The following is a 26453-nucleotide window of genomic DNA, read 5'->3' as shown; positions in this document are numbered from 1 at the left end:
TTGGGTGTCGCCTGTATGTGACTTGAGCACGCATGCCAAGTGCAAACCATTCTAAAACATTTCGTTCGTGCTTTAGCAGTCTTCTTTCTCCTTGTACCATCGAAACACCTTGTTTAAAGGGGCCATTTCGACTGGAGCCATGCAGCTAGCCCGACAACAATAGCAAAGATGTCCGTTGCCACGAAGGCAGAAACATGGAACCGCGTCCCCCGTCTTTCGCATCGACCTGGCTTCTGGCCATGCTCCAAGGACAGACCTATGACCAGATCGCAGCGCGGTTTCGTGTCACGAAGTCGACGGTGTCCAAATCGGTTGCTGATTTAGCGCGAGATCTACAATCCGTCGTAGGCGTGATCGGCATCGACGAACACAGTGCTCCCACTGCCCAGGTCATCCGCGCGCATGGGAAAGATTATCTGGAGGCATTGGAACATTTCGTGCCGCTGGCGAAACCTTCGGCCACAACCTCACCGCCGATCATTGCCCATACGCAGATTGAGCAGCTAGTGCTGCACACGGCACGGCATAGCCGCTGCAAACAGCGCGATATCGCCCTTCTCCTCATGCTTATCCATACCGGTGCACGCCCGAATGAGATCGCCAGGATGACCGTTGCCGACTACATCGATGCGCCGGGCCGGTGCCGCTCGCCACCATGGCTGCCAGCGCATGCCGCGTCGAATGGCATAGCACGCCCGCTTCTGCTTTGCGACCCAACAGCGTTGTACTGGCTTGACGCGTATTTGGCGTGGCGCGTGGCCGCTGGATACGGTGTCAGCGATCCGAGCGAATATCGGGGACTGCAGGGCGACAGTAGCCTATTTCTCAGCCGGACCGGTGAGTCGTTCACCTCGCCATGCGCGAAAGCCTCCTCCGAAAAGGGTTTACATGATGTCCTGCAACGTATCTTCCGCTACGCCAATCTGCCTGGTCTTGGTGTGCTGGGCGCGCGCCGCTCCGTCGCGCATCGCCTGCACGCCGACGGCTGCACTGCCAGGGAGATCGCGTTTTATCTTGGGACGCGAGCCGGTACGGTGCGCCGCCTGTTGTCGAAGAGTACCCAGAAACCACCACATCCGCGTATGTAGTCCCTACCTTCCCGCCCCTGAACGCATTCAGTCTTGCCGTTGCTCGGACCTCCCACGTGCGCTCGCGCCACGGGAAAGAGTCGGGACACGATAGCCGGGTTGACTCACTACAGACCAATGAGAGGATGGTTCATCGCTCATTTTCACGTAAAGGAGACCATCATGGACAAGGAAATCGTCAATCGCTCGCTTGCGCAAGGCGCTCCGCCAACGGTCCTTGGCGAACGGCCAGCCCGCATTCCCACCGGCGGCACGATCCGCGCCGGCATCAAAGTGCTCACCAAGGCGGCCGCAAGTAACCCGCAAGCCAAGGCGATCTACGAGCAAGGGCTGGCCTCAAACTCCTCGTTTGAAGAGATTGGACAAAAGATTGCCGAGGCTTTCCCAGATATCAAAACACCACTTGTTCCCAAAAATGTGGCCTGGTTCACCGTACGGCCGAATGACTTTCCCAACCCAGCCCTGGCAGCGCAGATTTTGGCGGCCTTTGGCGAGGATCGCGGCGACGGCGTCATCCGGCTGTATCGTTTTCCAGTCATTTTTCCGGCCGACACCTGGCAATTGGTCATGCCACATGAACTGGCCGCCTGGGCACGCAATGACAAACGCTACTGGAGCGAATATGCGTCGGATGGCCATACGCGCTACTGCAAAATGTATGCGCCAGTCCGTTTCGACGAGCGCAACCAACGCGTGGTGCGTACCTTCGGCGGGCGGCCAGTGCAACTACGGCCAGAAAACAATGGCGTCTGCGATCCAGAAAACTGCCCGGAATTTCAGAACCGGCAATGCAACCTGACCGGTAAATTCATTTTCTATATTCCCGGCATTGCCTCGATCGATGCTTTCGTCCTGCACACCAACAGTTTTTATGCCATGAGCCGCGCCATCGAGCGCTTTGAAACCATCTCGTTCATGCGCGGTGGCCGCCTGGCCGGTTTCCTCGATCAGCACCGCACACCCTTCTATTTCAGTAAAAAGCTGCGCGATGTCTCCCATATCGATCCGAAAACCGGGCAATCCGTGCGCAGCGCACACTGGATCATCGAACTGGAAGCACCAATCGATGTCTCTTCCCTCCTGATCCAGCATGACGATGAAAGCGCTCTGCACCTGGCGGATCAGGCCGCCCATATCCTGCAGGGCCAAAACGAACAACAAGACATTACCGCAGTGCAGCTCCGCCCCGATGAGGCACTTGACGTGCCATTGGAGCAACCCGCACAGAGTGAAGCATCCATGCAGCAGAAAGCGGCCTCTGGCTCCACGCCATTGACGCCACCTCAGCAGGGCAGCAACTGCGGCGAAGATGAAGCGATCAGCACCCTGTTTGACCTGGCCACGGCCTATGGCGTAGACCGGGATCGCTTTGGCCTCTTTGCTGACCGCCAGTGGGGAGCCGGCTGGCGGCGCAATCCGAACGGCCGTCAGCGCGTGCTGGAGGAACTGGAACGCTATCAGAATGATCCGGAAGGCTTCTGTGAAAAGGTCAACGCCCGCCTGCGCGCCTCGGACACGCCATCATCAGTGTCACGCGCGCCAACGGCGCCAGCCAAGGGAAAATAATCATGCGCATCGCTCATTTCTCCGATTTGCACTATGCAGTATCGACCTTACCCGAGGTCGATACGTGCTTCACCTATGCCGTGGACCAGGCGATCGCAAGACAGGCCGAGGTCGCCGTCATTACCGGCGATACCACCGATCATGCCCTGGATGCCCATTCGCCGGCATTGATGGCACTTGCGCGCCAGATCCGACGCCTGGCCGATCATTGCCCAGTCCTCATGCTGCAAGGTACGTTTTCACACGAACCACCCGGTACGCTGGATCTGTTTTCCCTGCTAGGGGGCCGTTATCCCATACACGTGGCCAACCGCCTGCAGCAGGTCATCCTCAACAGCCGGCGTGAATGGACGGCCTCCACACACTCGCGCTTCGATCCCGATGAATGGCGCGACGAAGACTGCACCCTCCTCTGCTCGTGCGTTCCGACCATGAACAAGGCTAATTTGGCCGCTAGTGTCGGTGTGGAACAAGCCGGACAGGCCATGGGGCACTATCTGGCCGACCTCCTGGCCGGTTACGCGCCGGGCAATCTGCTGGCGCGCCGGCGGGGCATACCCACGATCGGGCTCTCTCACGGTACCGTGAATGGCTGCATGACAGAACATGGGGTGCCGATGGCGGGACTAGACCATGAATTTACCGCAGGCGCGTTGTTTCAGGCACAGGCCAATGCCTTTATGTTGGGGCATATTCACCTGCATCAGGCGTGGGACCACAACGGACAGCTGATCGCCTACCCCGGCTCCATTGGACGCTTGCATTACGGCGAACAAGGCAATAAGGGTTTCCTGATGTGGGAAGTCACCGCGGACAGCGCTAGCTACGAACTCGTCGCGACGCCGGCTCGCCGCACGCTGGAGCTGGCGTTTGCCGGGCCGCCGGATATGCATGCACTGCACCAATACGTCGCTAGCCACGCCATCGAAGGTGCCTGGGTACGTATCCGCTGGCAGTGCCTTGAAGAGGAACGCGCCACCATCGACCGCGAAGCGATCACGGCACTGTTTCGTGGCGCGGCAGGCATCAAGTTCGAAGGCCGTGTGATCCCGATCACCCGTGCCAGAGCGGAGGGAATGGCACGCTGCCATCAACTTGAAGAACAAGTACGTACCTGGGCACACCAGGTCGATACGCCAGCAGCACCTCTATTGGCTTGTTTGGCCCAGTTAGCTACTCACTCACCCGCCGACATTGCTATGGCTGCGCTGTCACCAGAAACAGTTGCTGGCGACGCTTGGACAAGCCGATGCAATGCTGTGCGAAGCGGGGCTGTGCAGCCTTGAGGTGCGCGTACTCCGCGTCATGCTAAAGATCAACAGACACTTTGATCAGGAGAGATCACCATGCGCCCTCTTTCCCTCACCTTGACGGGTTTCATCGGCATTCGCGATGGGATGAACAGAGAAACATTGACGCTCGATTTCGAGCGCCTCACGGCCGGCGCCCAGCTAGTGGCCATCGTCGGCCCTAATGGACGGGGCAAAACCACCGTGTTAGACAATATGACGCCCTATGCAACCATGCCGTCCAAGGCAGGGGCCGACGGCCTTGGCAGCTTTTCCTACTATGACGAGGTGTATTTGCCGGTCAACCGCAAGGAACTCCTCTGGGAAATGGGGGAACAAAGATACCGTACACAGATCATCATTCGGCTCAACGGCAAACGCAGGAGCGAGGCCTACCTGCATCAGCTCCGCGCTGGCGCATGGCAACCCGTGCAACTGCCGGACGGCACCCTGTCCGATGGCCGGATGGAATCCTACCAACGCTGCATCGAAGATATCGTCGGGCCGGCAGCTACTTTCTTTACCACGGCATTTTCCGCGCAGAACAGGCGCCAACTGGCTCACTACCGCAACGCGGAAATCAAAGTGCTATTGGGTGACCTGCTCGGACTGGAGCGCGTGCGTACCAAGGGGCTACAGGCTGCGGAGACGGCCAAACTGCTGCGCTGCGGGCTTTTCGGATTGCAACAGGAACGGCGACTGTTACAGCAACAGATCGATGACAATCACGAGGTATCACGGCAATTGAGCATGCCCGACGGCGCGCTGGAGGCCTTACAACGCGGCAGGCAGGCAGCACTGGCAGCACTGGATGCGAAAAAAAACGCACTGGCCTCCCTCAAAGCCGAACAAACCGTCTCCGCAACCTACGTGAACCAGCGCCAGCAGCTCAACCATACACTGCAGCACCTGCGCGATCGCATGCTCACACGCAATCAGCAAATCGACGAACGAGAACACAACCTCATCGCTGTAGGCCAGGCCATGATCCAACAGATCTTGCAGTGGCGGCACGAGCATGCGCAGGAATATCAAGCTGCAGTCAGCCGGCATGCGAACCTGCGGTTGCTCAACGCCGATCACCGACGCGTGACCCGCGCCGTTCGCCGGCTGCCGATCCTGACACGCCTGCAGGAATACCGCAGCAATCATGCCGCAACCTGCCGTCAGTTGCATGATCGGCATACGGAGGCAACGTCCCAGCGCGCTGTAGCCCTGCAAAAGATCGATGGGTTCAACCGGGAAATCGGTGAGACGGTATGTCAAATCCGAACACTGCACCAGCGCCTCTCACTCATCTCCCTCGTTCCCTGCACGGGGACCGCGCTCCAGGGACAATGCCAGCTACTCGAACATGCCCGCTCAGCCCGTCCCATCATTCCCCAGCACGAACAATCGCTGCGCCGCCTGGAACACGCCCAGCGCCATCAAACCGAGGTGCTGTCACAGCTGAACGCGCAAATCGCAGCAATGCCGGACACGGCAGAGCGCTTGGCGCGCGCGCTACACCGCCTGGAACGCGCTAGGGAAAGATGCTCAGTCAGTCAGCAGCTTGCCGCACGCACCGGCGAGATGGCGCAAGCACGCGCCAGCATCGACGATGTGGCCCGCCGCATTAACCTGCTCGCACAGGCCGTCGACCATGAGACGGATACCGAAAAGCAGGAAAAAGCACGCATCGACAGGGAACTGGCGGCCATTGCCGATGAACGCGCCCGGGCCACACAGGATGCGCGCATAGAACGTGAACATATTGAACAGCAACTCTCCGCTCTTCCATTGCCGTTCGATCCGGCTCGCCTCGCGCAGGCCGATCGGGAAATCGGTCATTTCGCGATTAAGCTCGCAGAGTGTGAAGCACAACTGCACGGAGAGATCGGGCGCCAGCATCGCCTGACTGAGCTTCAACGCCAGCAACTGGGTCAACGTCAAGCGCTAACCGCCCTGGATGCCCGCATCGCTCATATTGAAGAACAAACTGCAACCTGGTCTTTGTTAGCCACATGCATGGGGAACAATGGAGTTATCGCCTTGGCCATTGACGACGCCGGTCCCACCCTGTCGATGCTCACGAACGATTTATTGCTGGCCTGCTATGGGGCACGCTTTACGGTATCCATTCGCACGCTGATCGACTCGAGTAAAGGGGAATCCAAGGAAGGGTTTGACATCATCGTGCACGACGCCAATACCGGCTTCGCAAAGAGCGTATCCAAAATGAGCGGAGGCGAACGCGTCTGGATCAACGAATGCCTCACGCGTGCCATGGCCTTGTATCTGGCCCAATCGAACGGCCGGCGCAGCGAAACGCTCTTCTCGGACGAGGCCGACGGGGCCTTTGATGCCGAGCACAAACGCATGTTCCTGGCGATGAAGCGTCAGGTCATGCAACTGGGTGGCTATCAACAAGAGTTTTTTATTTCCCATACGCCAGAATTATGTGATTTGGCTGACGCTACGCTCAACCTCATGTGAAGTGAACCACATGGTGGGAATAAGTCACTGTGCCAGATTTACCTGCGCTGGGCCAGCGCTCAGTCACTGAGATGCGAAATTGCGACGCGATCACCCCACTCGCAAAAAAAAAGCGCCTCTGATAGAGGCGCTAACTGTTTCCAGACAGGTATCAAGCACTGCCTTCACCAAGCGCAGCAAGGCTGGCCGCCCTACTTTGCCTTTCGCTCACAATGCATTGACGTCGCCCATCTCTCCAACAAACCCCGTCAATCCGTTGAGCACATGTACATTTCCAGCCACCGTGAGCACGACATAAGCGCATTTCTACTGCACTCCTGGCCAGTTGGTGCCCTTCCAGCCACAGCTGTTGCAAAAACTCGTTGAACAGAAATGTCATTGGCATGACTTGACGTCCTGCGAAGTAATCTTCGTAACCTAAGTGCAGAGCGGCCTGAAATGCTTCCCAATGTAGTAATTCGTTGCTATCCGGACGCCACCGCTCGGTCTCCTCCATGTATTGCTGAACCACGGCTAGGCCGTGCACCTCATCAGCGCCGTCCATCATCGCCTCCATGGCGTTCTGCCGCTTCGGCTGGCTCCAGCTGACGCTTCCTCCGCAACTCCATCAACTGCTCAACACTGTCACTGATCGCTGCCTGCGCAAAACCCATCAGCCAAGCATCCCGCAATCCGACCTCCTTATTAAACAAACGCGGCACTTGCTCATTTCCGCGCTTGTAATCGTCATACCCCATCTCCTCAGCGCGATATAACATCACGCTCATCAGGTCGTGCCGCCGCCGTTCATCGTAACGGATGCCGAGCGCGCGGCAATACTCCTGATAAATCAAGCCAATCGTTATGTTGATCACTTCGTTCATGACAATACTCCTCAATGCAAGTGCCCTGCCCCGTCCACGATGGAGCCTCCGTGTACATAGCAAAGGTCCTTTGCTGAACACAGATGTCCCGTCGCCAGGTCGCAAAAGCAAATGCACGTCCTGTTTGTGCGGATAAACTGTGCGCCGTCCCGGGTCACGACACGTGTACCGGAGGGCAGCGATTCCAGTTGCTCGATGAGCGGATCGACTTCGCCAGCCGGGCTGACGTTTGTCGCGCCTCTCCCCTTCAAGATGAATAAATAGTGTTTCATGGTGTCCTCCGTACTTGATGGGATGAATTCGTCATTGGAAATCTGGGCCGGTGTGTGGCGAAAATGCTGGCCAGCGGCTGACTGATGACTTGAAATCTGCCCGATGGATGCCTATCCTGAGCAACAGACGCATATGCGGAAAACGATCTGTGCTGGATGACGGATCTGATATGGGCTGCGATCGGAAAAATATGTTACAACTTGGTGTACATATCCGACTGACGTCGAGGGACGTCGAACGCTTGCGCTACATCACCGGCTTCGAACCGGTGGGTATCAAAAGGATCGCCGACCTCGACGCTTACATCGACCAATGTAAACAGTATTTACAGGGGCGAGCCGATGAGACACGGCTGCTGCACAGACTGATCGATGAAACGGTAGCCTCGTGCTGCTCGTCAACGCGTGCAGTCCATCACCGATAGATACTGGCGCGGATCGACAAGACGTACCAAGAGGCGCCGTCGGTAAAACATGATCGAAAGCACAAACCACTGACCATGACAAACGATGCGCGTCACCTACCGCTCATACCACCTCGATATGCATCAACGCCCCGTCCTGCCAGCGCGCCTTGTTGAGCGCTTTGCCACATCGGCATTGGCCAATTGAGCATCTGCTGCTACAACCTGCTCAGGTGTTGAATTGGCAGACTCGGACGGCGATACCCTCTGTCCACCATCCGGTTGACTTTCCTGATCAGAAGTCAACTTCCGTAGCTGAATGACTACGTTGTCGTCACGTTCGGGCAGACACGCCAGCAGGATCGTGCCCATTGACCTGAGCAACCGCAGCGTAAAGGCAAAGGGAACGCCAAACACCAGGTGAACCGCCCAACGAAGACTTGCACTGACCTTGCGAAGACGCACCTGACGTGCCTTTTCCCTTCTCAGTACGTGTTTGCATCGCAGATACAAGCCACTATGCTGGGTTCGCGTCTCCCCACTGTGTTCCATGTACGCCACCAGCTCCGCGGCAACTACGGGATCTACCGCGCGTCGATAAAGACCTAGCCAAACACGCTCTTCCTCGAGGTCGACTAACGAGCGACGCCGCTTCCCTGTCCTTATTTCTGAATCGTTGTGCATCATTTCCTCCACAACAAAAACAAAAGGGAACGCCGGCATCCTGTCGGATGCTGGTGCTCCCTCATCTCTACACGTCTCGCCCCTTGAACAAGACGACAAGACAACCTAGTTAGTATTCCCACTCATCTGGTAGCGAATAGCCACAGGCGGGGCAATACATGCTGCAGTGCTGATTAATCGCGCCAGACTCGGCGCTTTCCCAGCTGTGATATCTGGCCCGTTCATGTGAACACGCCGGGCACCCCGCTTCAAAACGCTCATTGTCGAGTTCCATCCCTCCAGGCTCGACACCCCTTCCGAATACCACTGTGCCCATGTTGTCCTCCTCAGCAAGCACCATGTTCAGAGTGTGAATGACGCCGGGCAATCGACTGCATCAGTTGGGCACACCGCAACCAGAGCCCAGTCGCGCAATGTACACTCGGTGCAAACAACGAGCCAGTCCGGGACTTCAAGTACCGGTACACACGACCAAGATAAGATCGGCAGAACACCAACGTGCCCACCGAAGCTGGCGTTACCAGCGCATCACGGGGGCTCGAGCGCAGCAGTGCGCACATGACCGGTACCTCACCGCCCACCTCATATAATCCGGTACCGCCGAGCAAAACGCAAAGCGGGTATTGCTGACCCTGAAGAAATTGTCGTTGGGACATGATAGCTCTCCAAAAAACAAAGGCACCATGGCCCCGTACGGGGACCGCGATGCCCCGCACACGAGAAGATATACCTACCTATCGTCGAAAATCGATAGTCAAGCGCAAGAAGGCCCACTATTCCTGAGAACAGGGGGCCCTAATCTGAGAAGTAGTGAATAAACGGTACTTCCACGACGCAAACGATCCTCTGCTTGCGCAAATCAGCCTGATAAATGACCAGGCAAAGATCGGTTGCCGAAGCAACGTGTCGAGGTCCTACTCGACAGGTAAATGACGGGTGACGACCGCAACGCTTACCACGCGAGTGGCAAGACCCTGTCAGAAACCCGCGATGGGTGAGGCAGGGGCAACGTGAGAGCGATTCTCACAGAAAGCATTCCCATTTTGTACAAAATAGTGAAATCTTCAAGCAAGCGGAAGCGACAAGTTCACCGAATTCTAGCTAGGTAATACACATCGACTCATTTGTAGGACAAAACGAGTGCAGCGGGCCTTGCATCAAAACGACGTTGTTGATGGGTCCGCCAATCGAGATCAATTCTCGCAGTGTGAACGTATGATGGGCTGGCTCTGATATTTGGAACGGCCTCAACTTTATCTGTAAAATCGGTTTTTTGGTTGGAAATCGTGGTAAAGACCGTTCCACAGGCGCCACACCATGCGCACATTATAAATGTGCCCGAAACCAATATGAATCCGAGGTTCACATATATAACAAGTTTACCACCGCTGTATGCCGCCCTCGCGTAAGCACCTGATCTTGCGAGGGAACATCCGTCAAAACTGTCCGATGCCCCGCAGTGTTTGCCTTCCAGTATCCATAATTGGGAAACGCATTCCTGTAAAGCTGAGCATGCTGTGCCACCAAGGCTTCGATAGCGCAGCCTACCCGAGACAGCGGCCTCGTCGCCAATGCGAAAGAAACAAAGCCCATCTCGTTGAGATTGAACAAATCCGTTTGCCCAGTATTTGAGCGCCATCGTCTATGCTCACCTATGACCGAATATCGACCGTTCGCAAATGGGACGGAACCACTGCGCAGCACCTCCCCTGCTCCTGTCAGTTCACCACATCTTTCGGAGATGGGCGTGATAAGGAATCTGCCTCGATTCGCAGCTGCTGACTTGGCTTAGGCGGTATCGTGGAAACCGGAGCTGGACCGCTCCGCATCGTAGCTATGGCTGCTTGGCCACCAAGCATAATTTCCGCGACCTTGCATGTGCTGTCACTGAAGTACAACGCAACCGTGCCACCGTAAAGATAAGCGACCAACAAGTCTGTCTTGATGCGATTAATGCCCGGATGTTCAGGATAAATAGAGGCGAAACTGCTTCCGTAACCGCTATTCGAAATACAGTTTGTCAGGGCGGGCGACAACTCGACGTTGACGCCACCATCCTGGGTTACTATAAGTGTTGTCACGACTGATCTACTGGACCAACCTGGACCTTCGGCCGCTACTGACATGGAAAATGCCAGCCCTGCCACCAAAGCAATTACGCGGCCATGCACCGGCCGAAAAGATGACTTCATGTATTCCTTTTACTTTGAATTTTATTAATGCAAGCCTTAACCACACACAATAGCTTACAAAGGGGCACGATAAATGTAAAATTTGCAGTGGTCAAGTCATTCCGGTACCGACGATATATTTCCGTATCACCACGCCCCTTTAAAGGATAGCCGGCGGCAGATCACCTCATACACCTTGATTCGCTGGGCATTGTAAAAACCGGTCAAATAGGCCCGGATGCAGCTCTTGATCATGGATATATTGGCATCTTGGTGATGCAGACGCGCCCCATCTTGACGTTCAGAATGCAGGGTTCAGGCGTGGCATTGCTCATACAATTGTCTTCGCGATGCATGTCGTCGACAACATCGAGCTTTTTTCCCCTCAGCCAAAAGCTGCTCTACCGACCACCTTGAGCGGTTTTTCTTGACAAATATTGAGAAAATCACTTCAATTTTCCATTCTTAACGACTGATTGCACGTATCAACTCAGAGAAACAGGTCTGTTTGACGCTTGCTCGATAATTATTCTATAAATAAATATCCGATCTTTATCAATATCCTTAAAATTGATATAAAATAATTGGTTAATTCAAACCGCGTGCGCTTGCATGGTACGCCGCAATCTCATTTATCCCCCCCCATTAATATTTACTGCATTCATGTGCATCAGGAGCATCGTTTCGTGTTTTTTGTTAAAAAGATCATTACCTCCCTGATGCACTTGTGTCTGGCGTTATTCCTCCTGTTGGCCATGCCCACCTTGCATGCTGCTCCTCCCGAACGGGAACCCATCGACGGGGCGCAGTTCATTTCGCAGAGCGTTCCGCTATCGATGGTTAGCGGGCAAAGCTATGCCGTGTCGATCACGATGAAAAACGTAGGCAATACCACTTGGACCAATCTTTATCGGCTCGTATCCGTCAATCCCGCAGACAATACAACGTGGCGGACGCATACGGTGGACGTCAATGCCGACGTTGCCCGGCGGGCTCAGTACACATTTACCTTTCATGTCACCGCCCCTCAAATTCCAGGCGACTATCATTTTCAATGGCAAATGCAGGGCGATCTGTCTTTTGGCGAGCCATCAACCGATCTGGTGATCCATGTGGCACCGTCGCAAAATACGCATCCGGACTTCACGAACCCACCCAGTCGAAGCGAGGCGGGGGTACTCCTGACCATGCTGAGTATGATGCTGGATGACGATACGCCGGAAGTGACGCCACCAACAACTCCTCCCCTGCCACCAACTCCGGACGGCTCGCCCGTCTGGATTGGCACCCTGGCACAACTCAATAACGCCGATACCGGCGCCCTGCCGGGTACCATGGGCGTCGGCAATGGCGCTGCCACTTACAACCTGCCAATCGCATTGCCGCCTGGCATGGCAGGTGTACAGCCGAGCTTGAGCCTCAATTACAGCAGCACCGACACTGGCGGCGTGGCGGGCCTGGGCTGGAGTGTGGCAGGCGTATCGAGCATCGACCGCTGCGGCCGTAGTTTCGCCATCAACAACACCACCGACGTGGCGCGTTTCCTGCCGGCCGACCGTTTATGTCTGGATGGCCAGCAATTGATCCTCATTAACGGCAACCACGATAACGACAGTGATTATTGGCGCGATAGCGCCGAGTACCGTACCGAGATCGACAATTTCAGCCGCATCCGCGCGACGCTCGCGAATGGCCACCGCAGCTTCACGGTGGAGACCAAGACTGGCCAGACATGGACCTACGGTGATCGTGCCGACACCTATTTGCTGGGCCAGGGCCGCTCCGACGGGCTGGCGCACCGCTGGTGGCTGTCGGGCAGCACGGACCGCTCGGGCAATACCATTGGCTATTGGTATAACCTCGATGCGGCAAGCGGCGAAAGCCGGCTGGCCCAGATCCGCTGGGGTGGCAACACGCGCTCCGGCCAGGCGATGTTCGTCAAGGCTGAACTGCAGTACGAAGCCCGGCCCGATGCGCAGGTGGCGTATGTGTCGGGCAGCCATTACGACGCACGCCTGCGCCTGAAAAGCATTATCACCAGCACCGAGACGCAAGCCGACGGTAGCGGCGGTACGTCGGCACTGCGCTATAACCTGACGTATGAACTCAGTGCCAGCAGCGGGCGCAGCCTGCTCAAGTCGGTGCAAGCCTGCGATGCCGGTGGCGTATGCTTGCCAGCCACGCAGTTCGACTGGGGCAAGAAAGATCCACGTGCGCCGCGCGCCTTTGTCAGCCTGGGCGGCGTGCGCCAGGGACCGAATTTGACGGCGATGGGCAGCGACGCCGCGTGGTTCAGCAATAGCCCGCAGGGCATGCTGGCGATCGGCGACTTCAACGGTGACGGCAAGACCGACATCATGGAGCGTTACCGCGTCGCCGCCAACGGCTACCAGCAACGCCTGTTCCTGTCGAATGCCGATGGCAACGGCTGGACGGTCTCGACGCCGATGGACAGTATTTCCGGCCATGTGATGGAAACCGGCGATTTCGATGGCGACGGCCAGCTTGACCTGCTCGTTGCCGATCAACCGCTCGGCCAGTACCGTATCAGCAACTGGCGCTTGTGTCATTCTCGCCTGAGTACCGGCGGCGGATTTGTCTGCAGTACCACGCTCAGTTTTCCTTCCGATGCTTTCAACATTTTCTCGCCACCGAAACCATCGCGCATGGTGGGCGACTTTAATGGCGACAACCGTGACGATCTGATGCTCTCGGCCGGTGACGTGTATGGCGACAAAAAATACAAATGCCTGTCGACGGGAGTCGCCTTTGACTGCAGAGCGGTGAACGGCACTAATGAGGACATGCTCCTGGGTGATGGCCTGAATCAAGGTGAAGGGCGCGTGGGTGCGCACCCGAATGCCGACATGGACGGCGACGGACGGACCGAACAGGTCATGCTACAAGGCTGCAGTTCTGAAGTTGATCCCCTGGGGCAGATACCGGTGGCGAAATGGGTTTGTCCAACGGACGGGGTAAATGTGTACACGCGCAGTGCTGTGGGCACGCACAATTATTCGTCTGCCTGGTTGCCGCTTACGCCCCTCAGTCCATCCCGCGTGCTGGAACCGGCGACATCGGGGATCTTGACAAGCGACTTGAACGCCGATGGACTGACCGACATGGTGTTTGCCACGGCACAGCTGAAAAGCAACAGTGAAATTACATCGACCAATGGTTACGTCTGTTATTCGAAAGGTAGCGTTGTAAATCCGAAACCTGACGAGACGGGGGCGGATTGTCGTGTCTTGCCCGCTTCCGGCACTGCTTATTCGCATGAGGTTGTGACGCTGGGAGACTTCGATGGCGATGGCGTGGTCGATGTCTTGCGGCCCGCGCATGACACCTGGAAAACCAACAATATCTCCGCTTACCAGCTGTGTCATCTGGGAGCTGATGCCAGCACGCATACCTGTGAAGCCTGGACGGGGCCCACGTTTTATACCCCTTCTGGCTACACCAAGGCCCATACAGAGTCCGCGAACGCGTATATCGCCAAGGTGGAGTCGCAATTTTTGGGCGACTTCAATGGCGATGGCAAGCAGGATATTGTCAGTTATCTGGGCGGCAGCAGCTGGGAAATCTCCGGCGCCGCCGACCAGGCCATGCCTGGTCAGGCCATCGATAAGCTGATCAGCGCCACGAATGGTCATGGATTCGTTGAAAAAGTGGAGTATGCCACCGTCAACGATGCCGCCGTCTACCAGGACGTGGCCTACGATGTCGGCGGCCAGGCGATCCTGTCGGCGTATCCGGTCAAGCGCGCACCGGTGACGCGCCAGTTGGTGAAAGCGCTCAGCCGCAGCAACGGGCAAGGCGGCTGGCTGACCTCGCACTATCGCTATGCGGGCAATGCCAATGACGGTTCCGGCCGGGGGAATCTCGGCTTCGCACGACAGGATGTGACCAATGCGCAGAGCGGACACGTCACGACCACCTGGTACCGCCAGGATTTCCCGTACAACGGTATGATCAGTGCCAGCCAGACCACCCAGTATGCGCAGGCCGCGCCGGTTGCGCCGGCAAATATCCTCAGCGACGTGCGCCAGACGCTGAGCCAGTACACCGTCACGCAGCCGAACAACAAGATCACCCGCTATCCGTACGTGCAAACGTCAAACGTGTTGCGCCGCGATCTCGATCAGAGCGACATGGGCAGCGTTACCACGACCAATGAGATTGGGGCCTATGGCAACATGCTTGCCACGACCGTGATCGCCACGGCGCCCGGCGGCGAGACGTTCACATCGAAAATCGAGAACACGTACGACAGCAATGAAGCCACCTGGCGCCTGGCCGATCTGAAGAAAACGACCGATACTCGCATCTCGCCGTCTTCGACGGTCACGCGTACCAAAGCATATACCTATGATGCGCAAGGTTTGCTGCTGACGGAAACGCAGCAGGAGAACGATGCCACACTCAAGATGATGACGTCCTATGATCGCCTGAGTAACTTGTCCGGTCTGGTCAACAAGGTGACGCAGAGCTGGTTCGATCCGGCCAGCAACACCGCGCAAACGCGCATTGTCTCGGAAGTGGACTATGACACGCGGCGCCGCTTCCCGATCTCGAAGAAGAATGCGCTGGGACAGGTCGAAACGTACCCATCTTACGATGCCGCCAGCGGCACGCTGAAGCAGCGCATCGATATGAACGGCCTGGTGTACAACCAGACGGTGGATGGTTTCGGGCGCAAGCGCATTGAAACCGCACCAGACGGCAACGAGACGCGCAGCTACGAGAAGGTGTGTGACGCCAGTTGTCCGGCCGGTGCGGTCGCGATCGGCATCACCGACTACATGAAAAATGGCCAGCGCATCGCCTTGCCCAAGCTGGTCTACAGCGATAGCGCCGGCCATGTACTTCGCACGCAAAGCTGGGGTTTCGACGGTACGGCGGTGGTGGCCGACAGTCGTTACGACGCGCGCGGCCGCCTGGCCGAAACGTATTGGCCGCGCGCCATTGGCGCGGCGCAGGTGTCGGCCAGTCAGTTGGCTTACGACGAGCTGGATCGTGTAACGCATACCGTGACCCGCAGCGATGCTGGCCAGGAATTAACGGCCACGACCGAGTACCAGGGGCTGCGCAGCGTACTGACCAACGCCAAGGGCCAGCGCAAGAGCGACACGCGCAATATGCAGGACAAGCTGGCCAGTAGTGTCGATGCGCTCGGTGGTACAACCACGTACGCTTATGATGGTTACGGCAATCTGCTACAGACCCGGGATCCGGCGGGCAATCTGGTCACGGTCAGCTACGATGCGCTGGGACGCCGGATCGCACTGAATGACCCTGACTTGGGCAAGATCGCCTATGGCGTTGACCCGCTGGGCCAGGTCTGGAAACAGGTCAGTCCACTGCAGTCGGCCGCCGGAACGGCGACGACGCTGCGCTACGATGCATTGGGCCGCATGGTGCAACGCAGCGAGCCCGATTTGATCAGTTACTGGGTTTATGATGTCCCCCCCGGCCAGAGCAATTGCGCGGCGCTGAAAAGCTGCGGCCAGCTGGTACAGGCGTATACGACGGATCTCACGGGCAAGGTCGATTATCGGCGCCAGCACAGTTTTGATGCACTGGGCCGGCCTGTCACCACGACGACCCGCCTGGACCAGGTACAGTCCGCGACCTATACCGCCACGACCGGCTATGATACCTGGGGCCGTTTGCTGACCCAGTCCTACCAGCGCGGCAGCGATACGGCGAAGGTGTTTACGCAGCGGTATAACGAACGTGGCTATTTGGAAAGCATCGGGCGCGGCTCGCTGTTGCTGTGGCAGGCGACTGCCCAGGATGCCGCGCACCGCGTGACAGGCGCCTTGCTGGGCAACGGCTTGAAGATGACCCGCGAGTACAACCCGAATACTGGCTACCTGTCGTTTGGCACCTTGAACAATGCGCAGAACCAGGGGCAACTGAGCGAATCATATAACTATGACGCGCTGGGCAACGTGAAGCAGCGCGCGCAATACTGGCCGGGCGCCGGGCTCGTGGGCTTCACGGAAGAGTTCAGTTACGATGGTCTGAACCGTCTGACCAGCGCCACGGTGGCGGGCCAGCCTGTGCAAAGCTTCCGCTACGATGGTATCGGCAACCTGCTAGCTAAGACCGGTGTCGGCACGGGCGACTACGTATATGCGCCGGCGGGTGGCCGTCTGCCACATGCGGTCAAGGCGATTTCCGGCATCGGCACGCTCGATTACGACATCAATGGCAACCTGCTCTCAGGCGCCGGGCGCGCGCTCAGCTGGACCAGCTTTGACATGCCGCGTTCGATCAGCAAGGGCAGTGAGAACAGCATCTTCATGTATGGGCCAGAACACCAGCGTGCGCGCCAGGAGCGCAACGATGGTACGACGACGTACTACGCGGGCGCCATGGAAGTGGAAGTCAAGGACGGCGCGCCAACTGTCAAGACCTACTGGCCGATGGGGCTGGGGGTGGAGATCGACAAGCCAACGGGCAGTACAGAGCTGAACTGGACGCATCTGGATCGCTTGGGCAGCGTGGTGGCGATCAGCAATGCGGCCGGTGTAGTCAAGGAGCAGCTGGCCTATGACAGCTGGGGCAAGCGCCGCAAGGTTACTGGTGACGGGATTCCGGACTGCCTCAATTGCTTGACGGATAACCGCGGCTATACGGGCCATGAAATGCTCGACAAGCTCGACCTGGTGCACATGAACGGGCGCATCTACGATCCCTTGCTGGCGCGCTTCATGAGCGCCGACCCGCTGATCCAAGATCCGACGCATAGCCAGAGCTACAACCGCTATACTTATGTGTGGAACAACCCGACCAATCTGACGGATCCCACCGGGTTTGCGGCAAAAAGTGAGTCGGGGAATAACACTGAGGATATCGCGACCAGACTAATGCGTGAGCGTGCGGAACGATGTGAGAAGGTCGGCGGAAATTGTACGTTAGTTGGAAATCGTGGTAACGACAAGGCATCGAGTAGTAAGGAGAATACAAGTAACGAGGGTGCTGATAAAGTATCGGCAAAAAGTGCAGGTGCGGCGGCGGGAGCGGCCGCTAGACTTGCTGCTGCTGGTGGCGCAACGTTACCTGGTGTTGCTGGGGGAGCACCGGTAGCTGGGGGCCTTGTGGCTGAAGCCGCCGCCCTCGCAGGAGGTGCTGCAATCATTGGCACGGTTATGGTGAGTGGCAGCGAAGCACGTGCTGAAGATAAATATCTTTATGTGACCTACACGCGACTTAACCCGGATACTGGAGAGGTTTATTCTGGTCGTACCAGTGGGATCGGCGACCCGAATACAATTGTGGCGGCACGAGGAAAGCAGCAGGACCATTTGAATAAGGAGGGGTTTGGACCTCCTGTTGTCGATAAATGGTCTGAAAGTCGCATCCCAATTCGGGGACGAGAACAGCAACTCATTGATTTCTATGGGGGAGCAAGAAGCGTTGGCGGCACTGCACGTAACATGATTAACGGCGTTGCCGACTTCAACCCAAATAGAATACTTTATATGGGCGCAGCCATTGGAACGTTTGGCCCAATGCCGGACAATTCTCCTGCGCGCATGAGACTAGGACCATAAAAGTGAATACTAAAACGAGAAGAAGTTTGGTGCCAGGGGATGTCTACGCGATCCATCTGAAGTCTGGTGTGTACGCGTTCGGACTCGTCTGTAATAGGATCGATTTTGCGTTTTTTAATTTCCAATCGGAGTCTCCAGTTCTTCCCGATAAATTGCAAGATCTCCCGTTGGCATTTAGGGTGGCTGTGGCTAAAGACGCCCCCTCCATAGGTGGGTGGAAGATGGTTGGTAGCGTGGATTTGAAAGGCGAATACGCACAGCCAGCTAAATATTTGCATAAGCCTGTGGGCAGCGAGCAGTACTACATTTACAGCGCGGGTGAGGAAGCACCGGCGGACAAGGAGGATTGCCGGGGCTTGGAGATTATGTCGACTTGGTTCTCAAATCATATCGAAGGTCGGCTTGAGGATTACTTTGCCGGACGAGAGAATAAATTTATCGCCGCTATTAAAAAGCAGTTAGGTATTGATGTTTAGGTATTGTATCTCGAGCTCTTGAGTGGTTGCCAAGCCATGCGCGCGTCTTGGGCGCATGGCATAGTTCGGATGGTACCGGCGTTGACTGGCGCCGACGAGCAATACGATGTATTCAAGGTGAAAGCCTCGCAAGTAGCCTTTGACGTGATGGCTATTAAGTCGGGTGCAATGACAAGCCTTGGGATACCGTTAAATAGCGTGATGTATCGAGGACATAGCTTTACAACAGAGCCTGGTGCTGTATGGAGTACAACCAAATTGGTCTCCGCGCTGAAGGCTGCTGGCGTAGGGTTTGACTACACGAGGTCGCCGTTGCCATGATGTTTCAACTGAAAGAGTATGAACATGAGTAATATGGAGTTGCGCGAAATCAGGAATGCGGTGGAGGCGTTAGTAGGACGCAGTAAGAAGCGTATGCACTCAGCGCCAAGATGTCTTGATCACCTGCCACGCCCAATGGGATGGCCAAGTCAAAGTAGTGCGGATGCTGGCAGGCGGATTCCAGCGATACGATGTCAGTGGTGCTAGCCGGTGGCATATCCGGCATGGTGAAATTTTCGGCAATAGTTTGAAATCTGCTGCAATTAAGTGAAATTACCTGCATTCCTTTGCAACTTAATGAAATTGTTCGGTTCGGCATTTCGGAAAAAGTTTAAGAAAGTGAAAGCCTACTGGGTTGGTCCCAATGCTCAAATGCTCCTTGAGGCTGGCACGAGGTTAACAATTGCCGTTCAATCGCCTTCTCACTTTGATTTGGCGCCCGAGTAAGGGCAAATAGTAGTCCGGCAAAGTCGATATAGGCCGGGCCTGACATTCAGGTACCACCGGACAAGGTATTTAGCCGTTGGGCAGCCCACGCAATGATTAGTATTCTGTTCATATTCGGCAAACAATGGGACTGTTGCTCAAACAGTGGCTGCGGCAAGTCGTTCAAACATTCCAGGGGCCAAAGACGCTATTCCAAAAGAAGGTGAGGCGATAAACGTCGGCGTCAACGTGATTTTAGCGGCAGAGGGAGGGGTTGGTATTGCCCGAGCTGCACCGGGCCTTTGGGCCAAGTTTATGGCACTCACAGGCAAAGAGGCAGCGCCAGAGTCTGGGCAGGCCCTGTACCACTAAGTGAAATATTTAATGACAAATAACCCGGCGGCTTTAAAGGCGACACCAACACCGACTTTGCGGGCGGAATTGGCTGAAAATATTTTAGAACTTGGCAGGAAGTGACTTATTTATGAAACATGATCAATGTGAGTCGAGCATATTAATTTGTAATGATAATGGCAATCTTTCGCATATTGCAATTGAGCCGTGGGGGGGGAGAAGTCTCTCTTCAACCAGGTGATCAGCTAAGCTTAGTAGCGCGTGGGCCAAAGGACGCGGGAGTTCTGAAACTGGAATAGGAGTGCCGGCTTAAATGAAATATGAAATCTCTGATCAGATGTGGGTACTTCAAACATTAAGACTTATCCAATCCCTATTGGGCGCTATTTCGTCGAACTTTCGATTGGTAGGTCTGTCACATGATGGGGAAGACTGGATTTTAATTTTCTTTTTATATGATGAAAATGACGAAGATCGGGTTCAAAGCTTCTGGTTTGAGTATTGCCTTATAGCGCTCCGTCGCCCCGTCAAGGTCAACAACCCCAGCCCCGCAGCGTACGGCACCCTATTTGGGTACCGTACCGCTACATCTCGAAATTCCACTTTCGTAATCGGTATCGTTCGCCGAGGTTTTGCGCCAATAACCTTGGCTGCGGCGCGCGGGCTTTTTACATTTGCGGGAGATCCCGCACCCCGTTTGAAGCACACATATGACGCACGCGAAACGTGCCCTGTTTGTCATGCGCAAGCGATTGAATTGACAGGGGAAATTGGTACTTACATGTTCCCCTTGGCTGTGCACAAAATTGATGCGGATGGACAAGACGGATTGGGCCGTATTTTGCTCCCCTTCTTCTCATGAAGTCTGACTGCGACGGACTTACTTATTCAATACAGTTCCCCTCATCGTTTGAGGGGAACTTTGCAGCTGAATTTGATATGTCGTCAAATACCACTGGCCGCGTGCGCTCCCCTCCCCTCCCTCATTGAGCGCATCGACAAAATGTACCAGGCCATGGGTTTCAAGTGCCTCAAGCATGATCTGGGTCTGTCCTGTCGCTTGTTCATGTGAGAGCGTTATTATGGCGACTTCGTTCGAATCGGCCTGTTCTATGGTGGAGAAGACGCGAGTCCATGGATAACGCAATGCTGCAATGATCTTTTCCTGCTCTTTCTGGCGCCGCTGCGTTTCCGGGTCACTTTTGGCCAGCTGCTTCTGCGCGGCCTGGCGCCGCTCATGGAGCCTCTGTTCCAGTTGGCCGACTCGTTGCATATCGCGTAACGCCACTTTCCGCAAGGTGATCGATTCGGCCAGCAGCATAGTCCCCCAGCCAAGCGCGCAGCTCATGCAAAACAAAGCCAGCCAGGGAATGGGGCGACGCCGGATGAATTCGAGCCGCAGCCTCACGCTGCCACCTGGGTAGGTGTCTGGAACAACAAGTCGCGGAAATCGGCATACAGTATCGGTTGCAGGTAATCGTCCCGCTGTAGCACTTTTTCAGCATGTAGCTGCGCCAGCGGCAGGATCTCGCCTGCCACCGCCAGGCGAATAGAATGCTGCGCATTCTCATCCAACGAATATGTCATACGCCTGATTTCACGCTTGATGACATCGGCCTCTCGACGATGTACCATGGTACTCATCGCTTTCATCGTGCCATTCCTTTCAATCACAATCGTGAAAGCATCAGTTTCCACCATCATCAGTGCCCTGTCGCCGTCCGAGATAGTAGCCAGTGAGCCGGGCCGTTGTTGCATGGCATTCCATATGCCAACGACATACGGCCGCAATGACATTAGCCGCAAGCCGCGCTCTCTCGCCAACTGGCGTAGCCGCACTCCGATATCGGCGCGCAATGCGCAGACCACCACCTTGCCACGCGCCGCCGGCAAATGGTCCAAGGTATATTCCCACTGCCCGGGACTCAAGCCCAGTTGATGCTGCATCTGGGCCCGTGCGGCCAACTGCTCCTCTTGCTCATTCTGCAGGCCAGACGGTAGTTCGAGCATCATGAATTTGCTCAGCGCCGAACCGACATGCACGACCAGCGTCGCATACCGGCGCTTGCGCAACACTAAGTTCTCGAAAGTCAGACTATCAGGCAATCCAGCATTCCACTGCCAGCGCGCGAGCTCCTCGACGCGTCGCCAGTGCCCCCATCCTGTTTGCCGGCGTACACGTACCTCACTGGCGGTCAGATACATATGGTATGCATCAATCATGTTCCACCACCCGGTCGATTTCCTCGATGGTCGTAGCGCCGCAAGCCACCAGATCAAGCGCTCGCACATTCAGTGGTCGTACGCCAAGTGATTGCGCATAACGCTTGATTTCGGTGACGTCGGCACGGTTGAGTATCAGGGTGCGTAATTTATCGTCGAATGGTAGCACTTCTGCCAGCGCATGCCGCCCCTTGTATCCAGTGTTGCGGCAGTGATCGCAGCCGCGGCCTCGTGCCGGGGTTATCTGGCTCGGATTCAGATCGGTCACTTTCAACCGCTCGCTCAATTCCTGGCTGACCAACTCCGGTTCGCTGCAGGCAGGACAGTTCGAGCGAATTAGGCGCTGAGCTACCACGCCATTGAGCGCCGACATGAGGCTGTACAAATCGATATCCATGTGCGCAAAGCGGCTGATCACGTCAAACACGCTATTCGCATGCACCGTAGTAAACACCAGGTGACCGGTCAACGCAGCTTGCACGGCAATTTCTGCAGTTTCAGCGTCGCGGATCTCTCCGACCAATATCTTGTCGGGATCATGACGCAAAATTGAACGCAAGCCTTGAGAAAAGGTCAGGCCCTTTTTTTCGTTGACAGGGATTTGCAACACCCCAGGCAATTCATACTCCACCGGATCTTCGATAGTGATAATTTTTTCCTGCCCGGTCTGAATCTCCGTCAGTGCCGCATATAACGTCGTGGTCTTGCCACTGCCAGTGGGGCCCGTCACCAGCAGCATGCCATGTGGTTTCTTGGCCAGGCGACGGATACGCTCGATGGCATCGGCGTCCAGTCCCAGACTGACCAGTGAAATGGCATGGGCATCTCCACGTAGTTGAGTTTTGTCGAGCAGCCGTACGACGGCGTCTTCGCCAAAAATGCTGGGCATAATGGAGACCCGAAAATCGAGCTCACGTGAACCTAGCTCGATACGGAAACGTCCATCCTGCGGCACTCGGCGTTCGGCGATATCGAGCTGCGCCAGCACCTTGATGCGCGAGATGACTTCCTCCGCACGGACCCGGTCCGTCAATTCAGACGCCGGTACCAACACACCATCGAGACGTAGCTTGACCTTCACGCCGTTACGGTCGCACTCGAAATGGATGTCGCTGGCACCGGCTTTCCAGGCATCATAAATAGCGGCATCGACGAAGCGCACGATAGGGCTGGTGCTGCGTTCGATGGTTTCAATCGAAATCACGTTGCCTGCATGATCCTCGAAAGCGCTACGCTGTTCGGGTGCACCGCCGGACAGGCTGCTTGACGCCTTGATGCAATGCTGAGCCTGGTCCAGTGCGGCCAAGATATCTGTCTTATCGCCCCACGCCAGCACAGGGTAGCCTCCAGCTTTGTTGGCCAGCCATTGCAGCGTGTGGTCATCCCATGGATCTGCCACCACGAAACTATCGCCGTCCGCTAGGCGCAGTGGATAAATCACGCGCTTGACACAGTCTGTATAGCTCAGCAGCGAGAAATTAGGAACGCAGGCCAGCATGGCGGCTTGGGGGTAGTATGCAATATCCAGTTGGGCAAGAGCTGCCGCGCCAATATCAGCCACCCCGCACCCCGCCAGGGCAGCTAGTTCCGTTGTCAGTGCCAGGCCGCTTTCACGCGCAAGCACGCGCGCTTGCGCCAGCAAGGTGTTTAACGGCGGCACGCAGGATAAAACAGAATCGCTGTGCATGTATCAAATTCCTCCAGCCAGATCGAATACCGGCATGTACATCAAAATAATAATCGCACCAATCATGATACCGACGGCCATCAGCAGGATCGGCTCCGCGACACGGGTAGCCCGATCAATGAATAAGGTGAATTCCTGCCGGTAAGTCTGCGCAATGATGTCCATAATGCGGGCCAGGTTGCCAGATCTCTCGCCGACCCGTAGCAGGCGCTCAGTCACACTGTCCGTCAAACCGTTCTCGGCAAAGGCTGTCGACAAGCGCTTACCATCCTGGATGACGCTCCGCGCACGCACAATTTGGTCCTGTAATTTTTTTTCAAAGGCCAAGTTTTGCGCCAGCGGTATTGCGTCGCTCAGCGTATAGCCGCCCTTGAGTAGCATGGACATGGTTTGATAGATGCGCGCCAGCTGGTACAGACGCAGGTAATACTGAACGAATTTGAAACGCCCTAGTGCGCGTAAAAGGCAAATCTTCAGCTTGCCGTTGCGGTAACCAATCACCGCCAGCACGACCAGCCCCGCCAGTGCGGCCAGGATCAGGCCCAGATAATCACTGGAAATCTGCCCGATTTTCATCAGTATCACCGTCGAGAAACTCAGTTTCTGCGAAAAATCGTCATATACTTTGCCAAAACGGGGCACCACATATGAGATCATGAATAAACACACCAGCATGCCAAAACCGACCACCAGGCTGGGATAGATCGCGGCACTAATTACCTTGCGGCCCAGATCCTGTCCCACCTTTTCATAAGCCACATACTCTTCCAACGCTTCATCGAGGCGGCTGGTGCGCTCGCTGGCGCGGATGGATGCGATCAACAGCGGAGGGAATCCAAATCGGTTCAGTTCCAAGGCAGACGACAGTGGTTTGCCCTCCAAGAGCATCTGCCTGATCTCCAAAAGCACTGTATGCTTGGCATTGTCATTATCTTTGCTGCATAAGGTGTCGATGGCTTCTACTAACGACATACCGGAATACAACAGTGTCCGCAGCTCGTCGCAGAACAACACCGGATTGAAACTGCGGAGACCGGAAACGCCGCTCGTACGAACGCGGCGGCCCTGCGCGGCGACGGACAATACTGTGTATCCCTGCTGCTCCACCATCTGCGTCACGGCAGCCGCGTCCTCCCCATCCACTGTGCATTCGGCGATGTCGCCGCTGACGGCGTGAAATGTGCGTATCTTAAATTGCATCAATGTTGAATCCATTCTGCGGAACAGCCGTTGGCGTGCCGATGGTGCCCATCATGGCGCCGCCACATAAACAAATTTCCAGTCGGTATAGTGGCCACCGGTCACCGGCGCGCTGCCCGACAGGAGCAACGGTTGCCGCCGCAAGGTTGCTTTTTCGCTCAAGCTGTATACGCCAGCGATGCCGCCATCAGCTGCCTTGACCAACCCCCACTCCGCTCCCTTGCCCACTGGATCCAGATAGATTTTGCGTAGATGACGCCGCACGCCGACAAAGCGCTTGTCCTCGACCAGGTCCTGCAGAGTGGGTGGATACGATTTCGCAGTTCCGGGCGCTTGCGCATAATAAGTCCCGATGGCGCGCACGTAGGCTTGGCCGATCTGGATTAACTCCTCTTCCCGTTCGCGCTGACTGGCGGCGCTCCACGCTTCACCGACAGCGGCTAGGCCGATGCCGAACATTGCCAGCGCGAACAGCATGGCGACGTAGGTAAAACCGCCTTGGGCTGCAGACACATCACCACGTGGCATATTCGCTCCCGTCGCGTGCGCGGCCTGTCGCACCGCTCCTGACATCAAACACGGCGCCCATATCCTTCTTTTCCGGCGCCACAATGATCCAGCTGTCGAGACGATCGGTGATCGGGTCAACCGGCATCTTGCGCAGGTAGTGGCGCGCCACGATTTCTTCGAGCGAATCTGGATAGTGGCCGTTGTCACCAAAGTACTTGTCGATCGCGTCACGCGTCTGCGCCAGGTTTTGCCGCAGCACCGACTCCTTCGCCTTGTCGACATTGCCGAAATAACGGGGCACCGACAGCGACAGCAACATGCCGATCAGCGCCATGACCACCAGCAGTTCAATGAGGGTAAAGCCGCGCCGCAGGATATGGTTTACCATAAACGGTACGCGATGCCGTTCATACCCACCTTATCCGAAGTCGAATAGACGTCGAACACGTCCGCGCCCTCCTTCGGTTCTTCCGGCGGCGACTGATAGCTGCGCAAGCCCCATGACATTTCAGCCTTTACATCAGCCGGGGCAAACGGGTCTTTCGGAATCCGCCGCAGCAAATACATCGTTTGACCACCGGCCGCTCGATCCGGCACTCCCTGCACCAATACCGACAGCGAGGGTGGGTAGCCGCTATCTTGACCGCCTTTAACGATACGCCCGGTATCGTAGGCCTGTTTGTAGCCGTCGATAGCGCGACGAATCTCCCAGAGTGATTGCTTCAGCTCACGTTCCTTGTTACGTGTTGCCGTCAACTCGACCAGCGGCATGGCGGCTGTGGCGAGGATACCCAGTACGGCCATCACCACCAGTAGTTCGACTGTGGTATAGCCTGCGCGCAGCGCATGATCAGACTTGTGCAGCTTAAGCATGGCCCGCAT

General features: G+C 56.2%; 17 protein-coding genes. 7 read left to right on the top strand and 10 right to left on the bottom strand.

What is annotated here, in order from left to right:
* Positions 1-194 precede the first annotated feature (194 nt).
* The 4 genes from AC1RDJ_RS15090 to AC1RDJ_RS15075 all read left to right on the top strand — a co-directional run bounded on the left by AC1RDJ_RS15090 (position 195) and on the right by AC1RDJ_RS15075 (position 6418).
* Positions 195-1088 (top strand): site-specific integrase, encoded by an 894-nt coding sequence (locus tag AC1RDJ_RS15090; RefSeq protein ID WP_493027912.1) that lies wholly within the window; start codon positions 195-197, stop codon positions 1086-1088.
* A gap of 162 nt (positions 1089-1250) precedes the next feature.
* On the top strand, positions 1251-2654 hold the full coding sequence (locus AC1RDJ_RS15085; protein ID WP_493027911.1) for a recombination directionality factor: 1404 nt from the start codon (positions 1251-1253) through the stop codon (positions 2652-2654).
* A gap of 2 nt (positions 2655-2656) precedes the next feature.
* Entirely contained in the window at positions 2657-3940 is a 1284-nt protein-coding gene (locus AC1RDJ_RS15080) for a metallophosphoesterase family protein (RefSeq protein ID WP_493027910.1), read from the top strand.
* 60 nt (positions 3941-4000) lie between these two features.
* Positions 4001-6418: a sbcc family protein gene (locus AC1RDJ_RS15075; protein ID WP_493027909.1), complete on the top strand. Its 2418-nt coding sequence runs from the start codon at positions 4001-4003 to the stop codon at positions 6416-6418.
* 151 nt (positions 6419-6569) lie between these two features.
* Here AC1RDJ_RS15075 and AC1RDJ_RS15070 read toward each other — a convergent pair whose 3' ends face one another.
* The 3 genes from AC1RDJ_RS15070 to AC1RDJ_RS15060 all read right to left on the bottom strand — a co-directional run bounded on the left by AC1RDJ_RS15070 (position 6570) and on the right by AC1RDJ_RS15060 (position 8680).
* Complete coding sequence (locus AC1RDJ_RS15070) at positions 6570-6974, bottom strand: hypothetical protein (RefSeq protein ID WP_493027908.1); 405 nt, start codon at positions 6972-6974, stop codon at positions 6570-6572.
* Positions 6949-7281 carry a hypothetical protein gene (locus AC1RDJ_RS15065; protein ID WP_493027906.1) on the bottom strand — a complete coding sequence of 111 codons (333 nt, stop codon included), beginning with the start codon at positions 7279-7281 and terminating at the stop codon, positions 6949-6951. The genes AC1RDJ_RS15070 and AC1RDJ_RS15065 overlap by 26 nt, the downstream gene beginning before the upstream one ends.
* An 820-nt stretch (positions 7282-8101) precedes the next feature.
* The gene (locus AC1RDJ_RS15060; protein WP_493027904.1) at positions 8102-8680 is read right to left on the bottom strand and encodes a hypothetical protein; all 579 of its coding nucleotides are present in this window, start codon (positions 8678-8680) and stop codon (positions 8102-8104) included.
* A 2818-nt stretch (positions 8681-11498) separates the two neighbouring features.
* Here AC1RDJ_RS15060 and AC1RDJ_RS15055 point away from each other — a divergent pair.
* The 3 genes from AC1RDJ_RS15055 (at position 11499) to AC1RDJ_RS15045 (ending at position 20813) form a co-directional block, all read left to right on the top strand.
* Positions 11499-18374, top strand: a complete 6876-nt coding sequence (locus tag AC1RDJ_RS15055; RefSeq protein WP_493027903.1) for an RHS repeat-associated core domain-containing protein — start codon at positions 11499-11501, stop codon at positions 18372-18374.
* 2 nt (positions 18375-18376) lie between these two features.
* Positions 18377-18850, top strand: coding sequence for an Imm26 family immunity protein (locus AC1RDJ_RS15050; protein ID WP_493027902.1), 474 nt, complete (start codon positions 18377-18379; stop codon positions 18848-18850).
* 1414 nt (positions 18851-20264) lie between these two features.
* Complete coding sequence (locus AC1RDJ_RS15045) at positions 20265-20813, top strand: hypothetical protein (RefSeq protein WP_493027901.1); 549 nt, start codon at positions 20265-20267, stop codon at positions 20811-20813.
* 18 nt (positions 20814-20831) lie between these two features.
* Here AC1RDJ_RS15045 and AC1RDJ_RS15040 read toward each other — a convergent pair whose 3' ends face one another.
* The 7 genes from AC1RDJ_RS15040 to AC1RDJ_RS15010 all read right to left on the bottom strand — a co-directional run bounded on the left by AC1RDJ_RS15040 (position 20832) and on the right by AC1RDJ_RS15010 (position 26444).
* A complete protein-coding gene (locus tag AC1RDJ_RS15040) occupies positions 20832-21272 on the bottom strand; it encodes a hypothetical protein (RefSeq protein ID WP_493027900.1) in 441 nt (146 codons plus the stop codon).
* An 83-nt stretch (positions 21273-21355) separates the two neighbouring features.
* Positions 21356-22156, bottom strand: a complete 801-nt coding sequence (locus AC1RDJ_RS15035) for a hypothetical protein (RefSeq protein ID WP_493027899.1) — start codon at positions 22154-22156, stop codon at positions 21356-21358.
* 10 nt (positions 22157-22166) lie between these two features.
* A complete protein-coding gene (locus AC1RDJ_RS15030; protein WP_493027898.1) occupies positions 22167-23861 on the bottom strand; it encodes a GspE/PulE family protein in 1695 nt (564 codons plus the stop codon).
* Positions 23862-23864: 3 nt separating this feature from the next.
* On the bottom strand, positions 23865-25061 hold the full coding sequence (locus AC1RDJ_RS15025) for a type II secretion system F family protein (RefSeq protein ID WP_071323939.1): 1197 nt from the start codon (positions 25059-25061) through the stop codon (positions 23865-23867).
* A 51-nt stretch (positions 25062-25112) separates the two neighbouring features.
* On the bottom strand, positions 25113-25589 hold the full coding sequence (locus tag AC1RDJ_RS15020) for a type II secretion system protein (RefSeq protein ID WP_493027897.1): 477 nt from the start codon (positions 25587-25589) through the stop codon (positions 25113-25115).
* Positions 25576-25959, bottom strand: a complete 384-nt coding sequence (locus AC1RDJ_RS15015; protein WP_493027896.1) for a type II secretion system protein — start codon at positions 25957-25959, stop codon at positions 25576-25578. Before AC1RDJ_RS15015 ends, AC1RDJ_RS15020 begins: the two co-directional genes overlap by 14 nt.
* A complete protein-coding gene (locus AC1RDJ_RS15010) occupies positions 25953-26444 on the bottom strand; it encodes a type II secretion system protein (RefSeq protein ID WP_493027895.1) in 492 nt (163 codons plus the stop codon). Before AC1RDJ_RS15010 ends, AC1RDJ_RS15015 begins: the two co-directional genes overlap by 7 nt.
* Positions 26445-26453 lie beyond the last annotated feature (9 nt).

The organism is Janthinobacterium sp. GW822-FHT07H10, from assembly GCF_058798675.1.
Note: the sequence above shows the minus strand (reverse complement) of the source record. Positions and strands in the feature narration are given on the sequence as shown.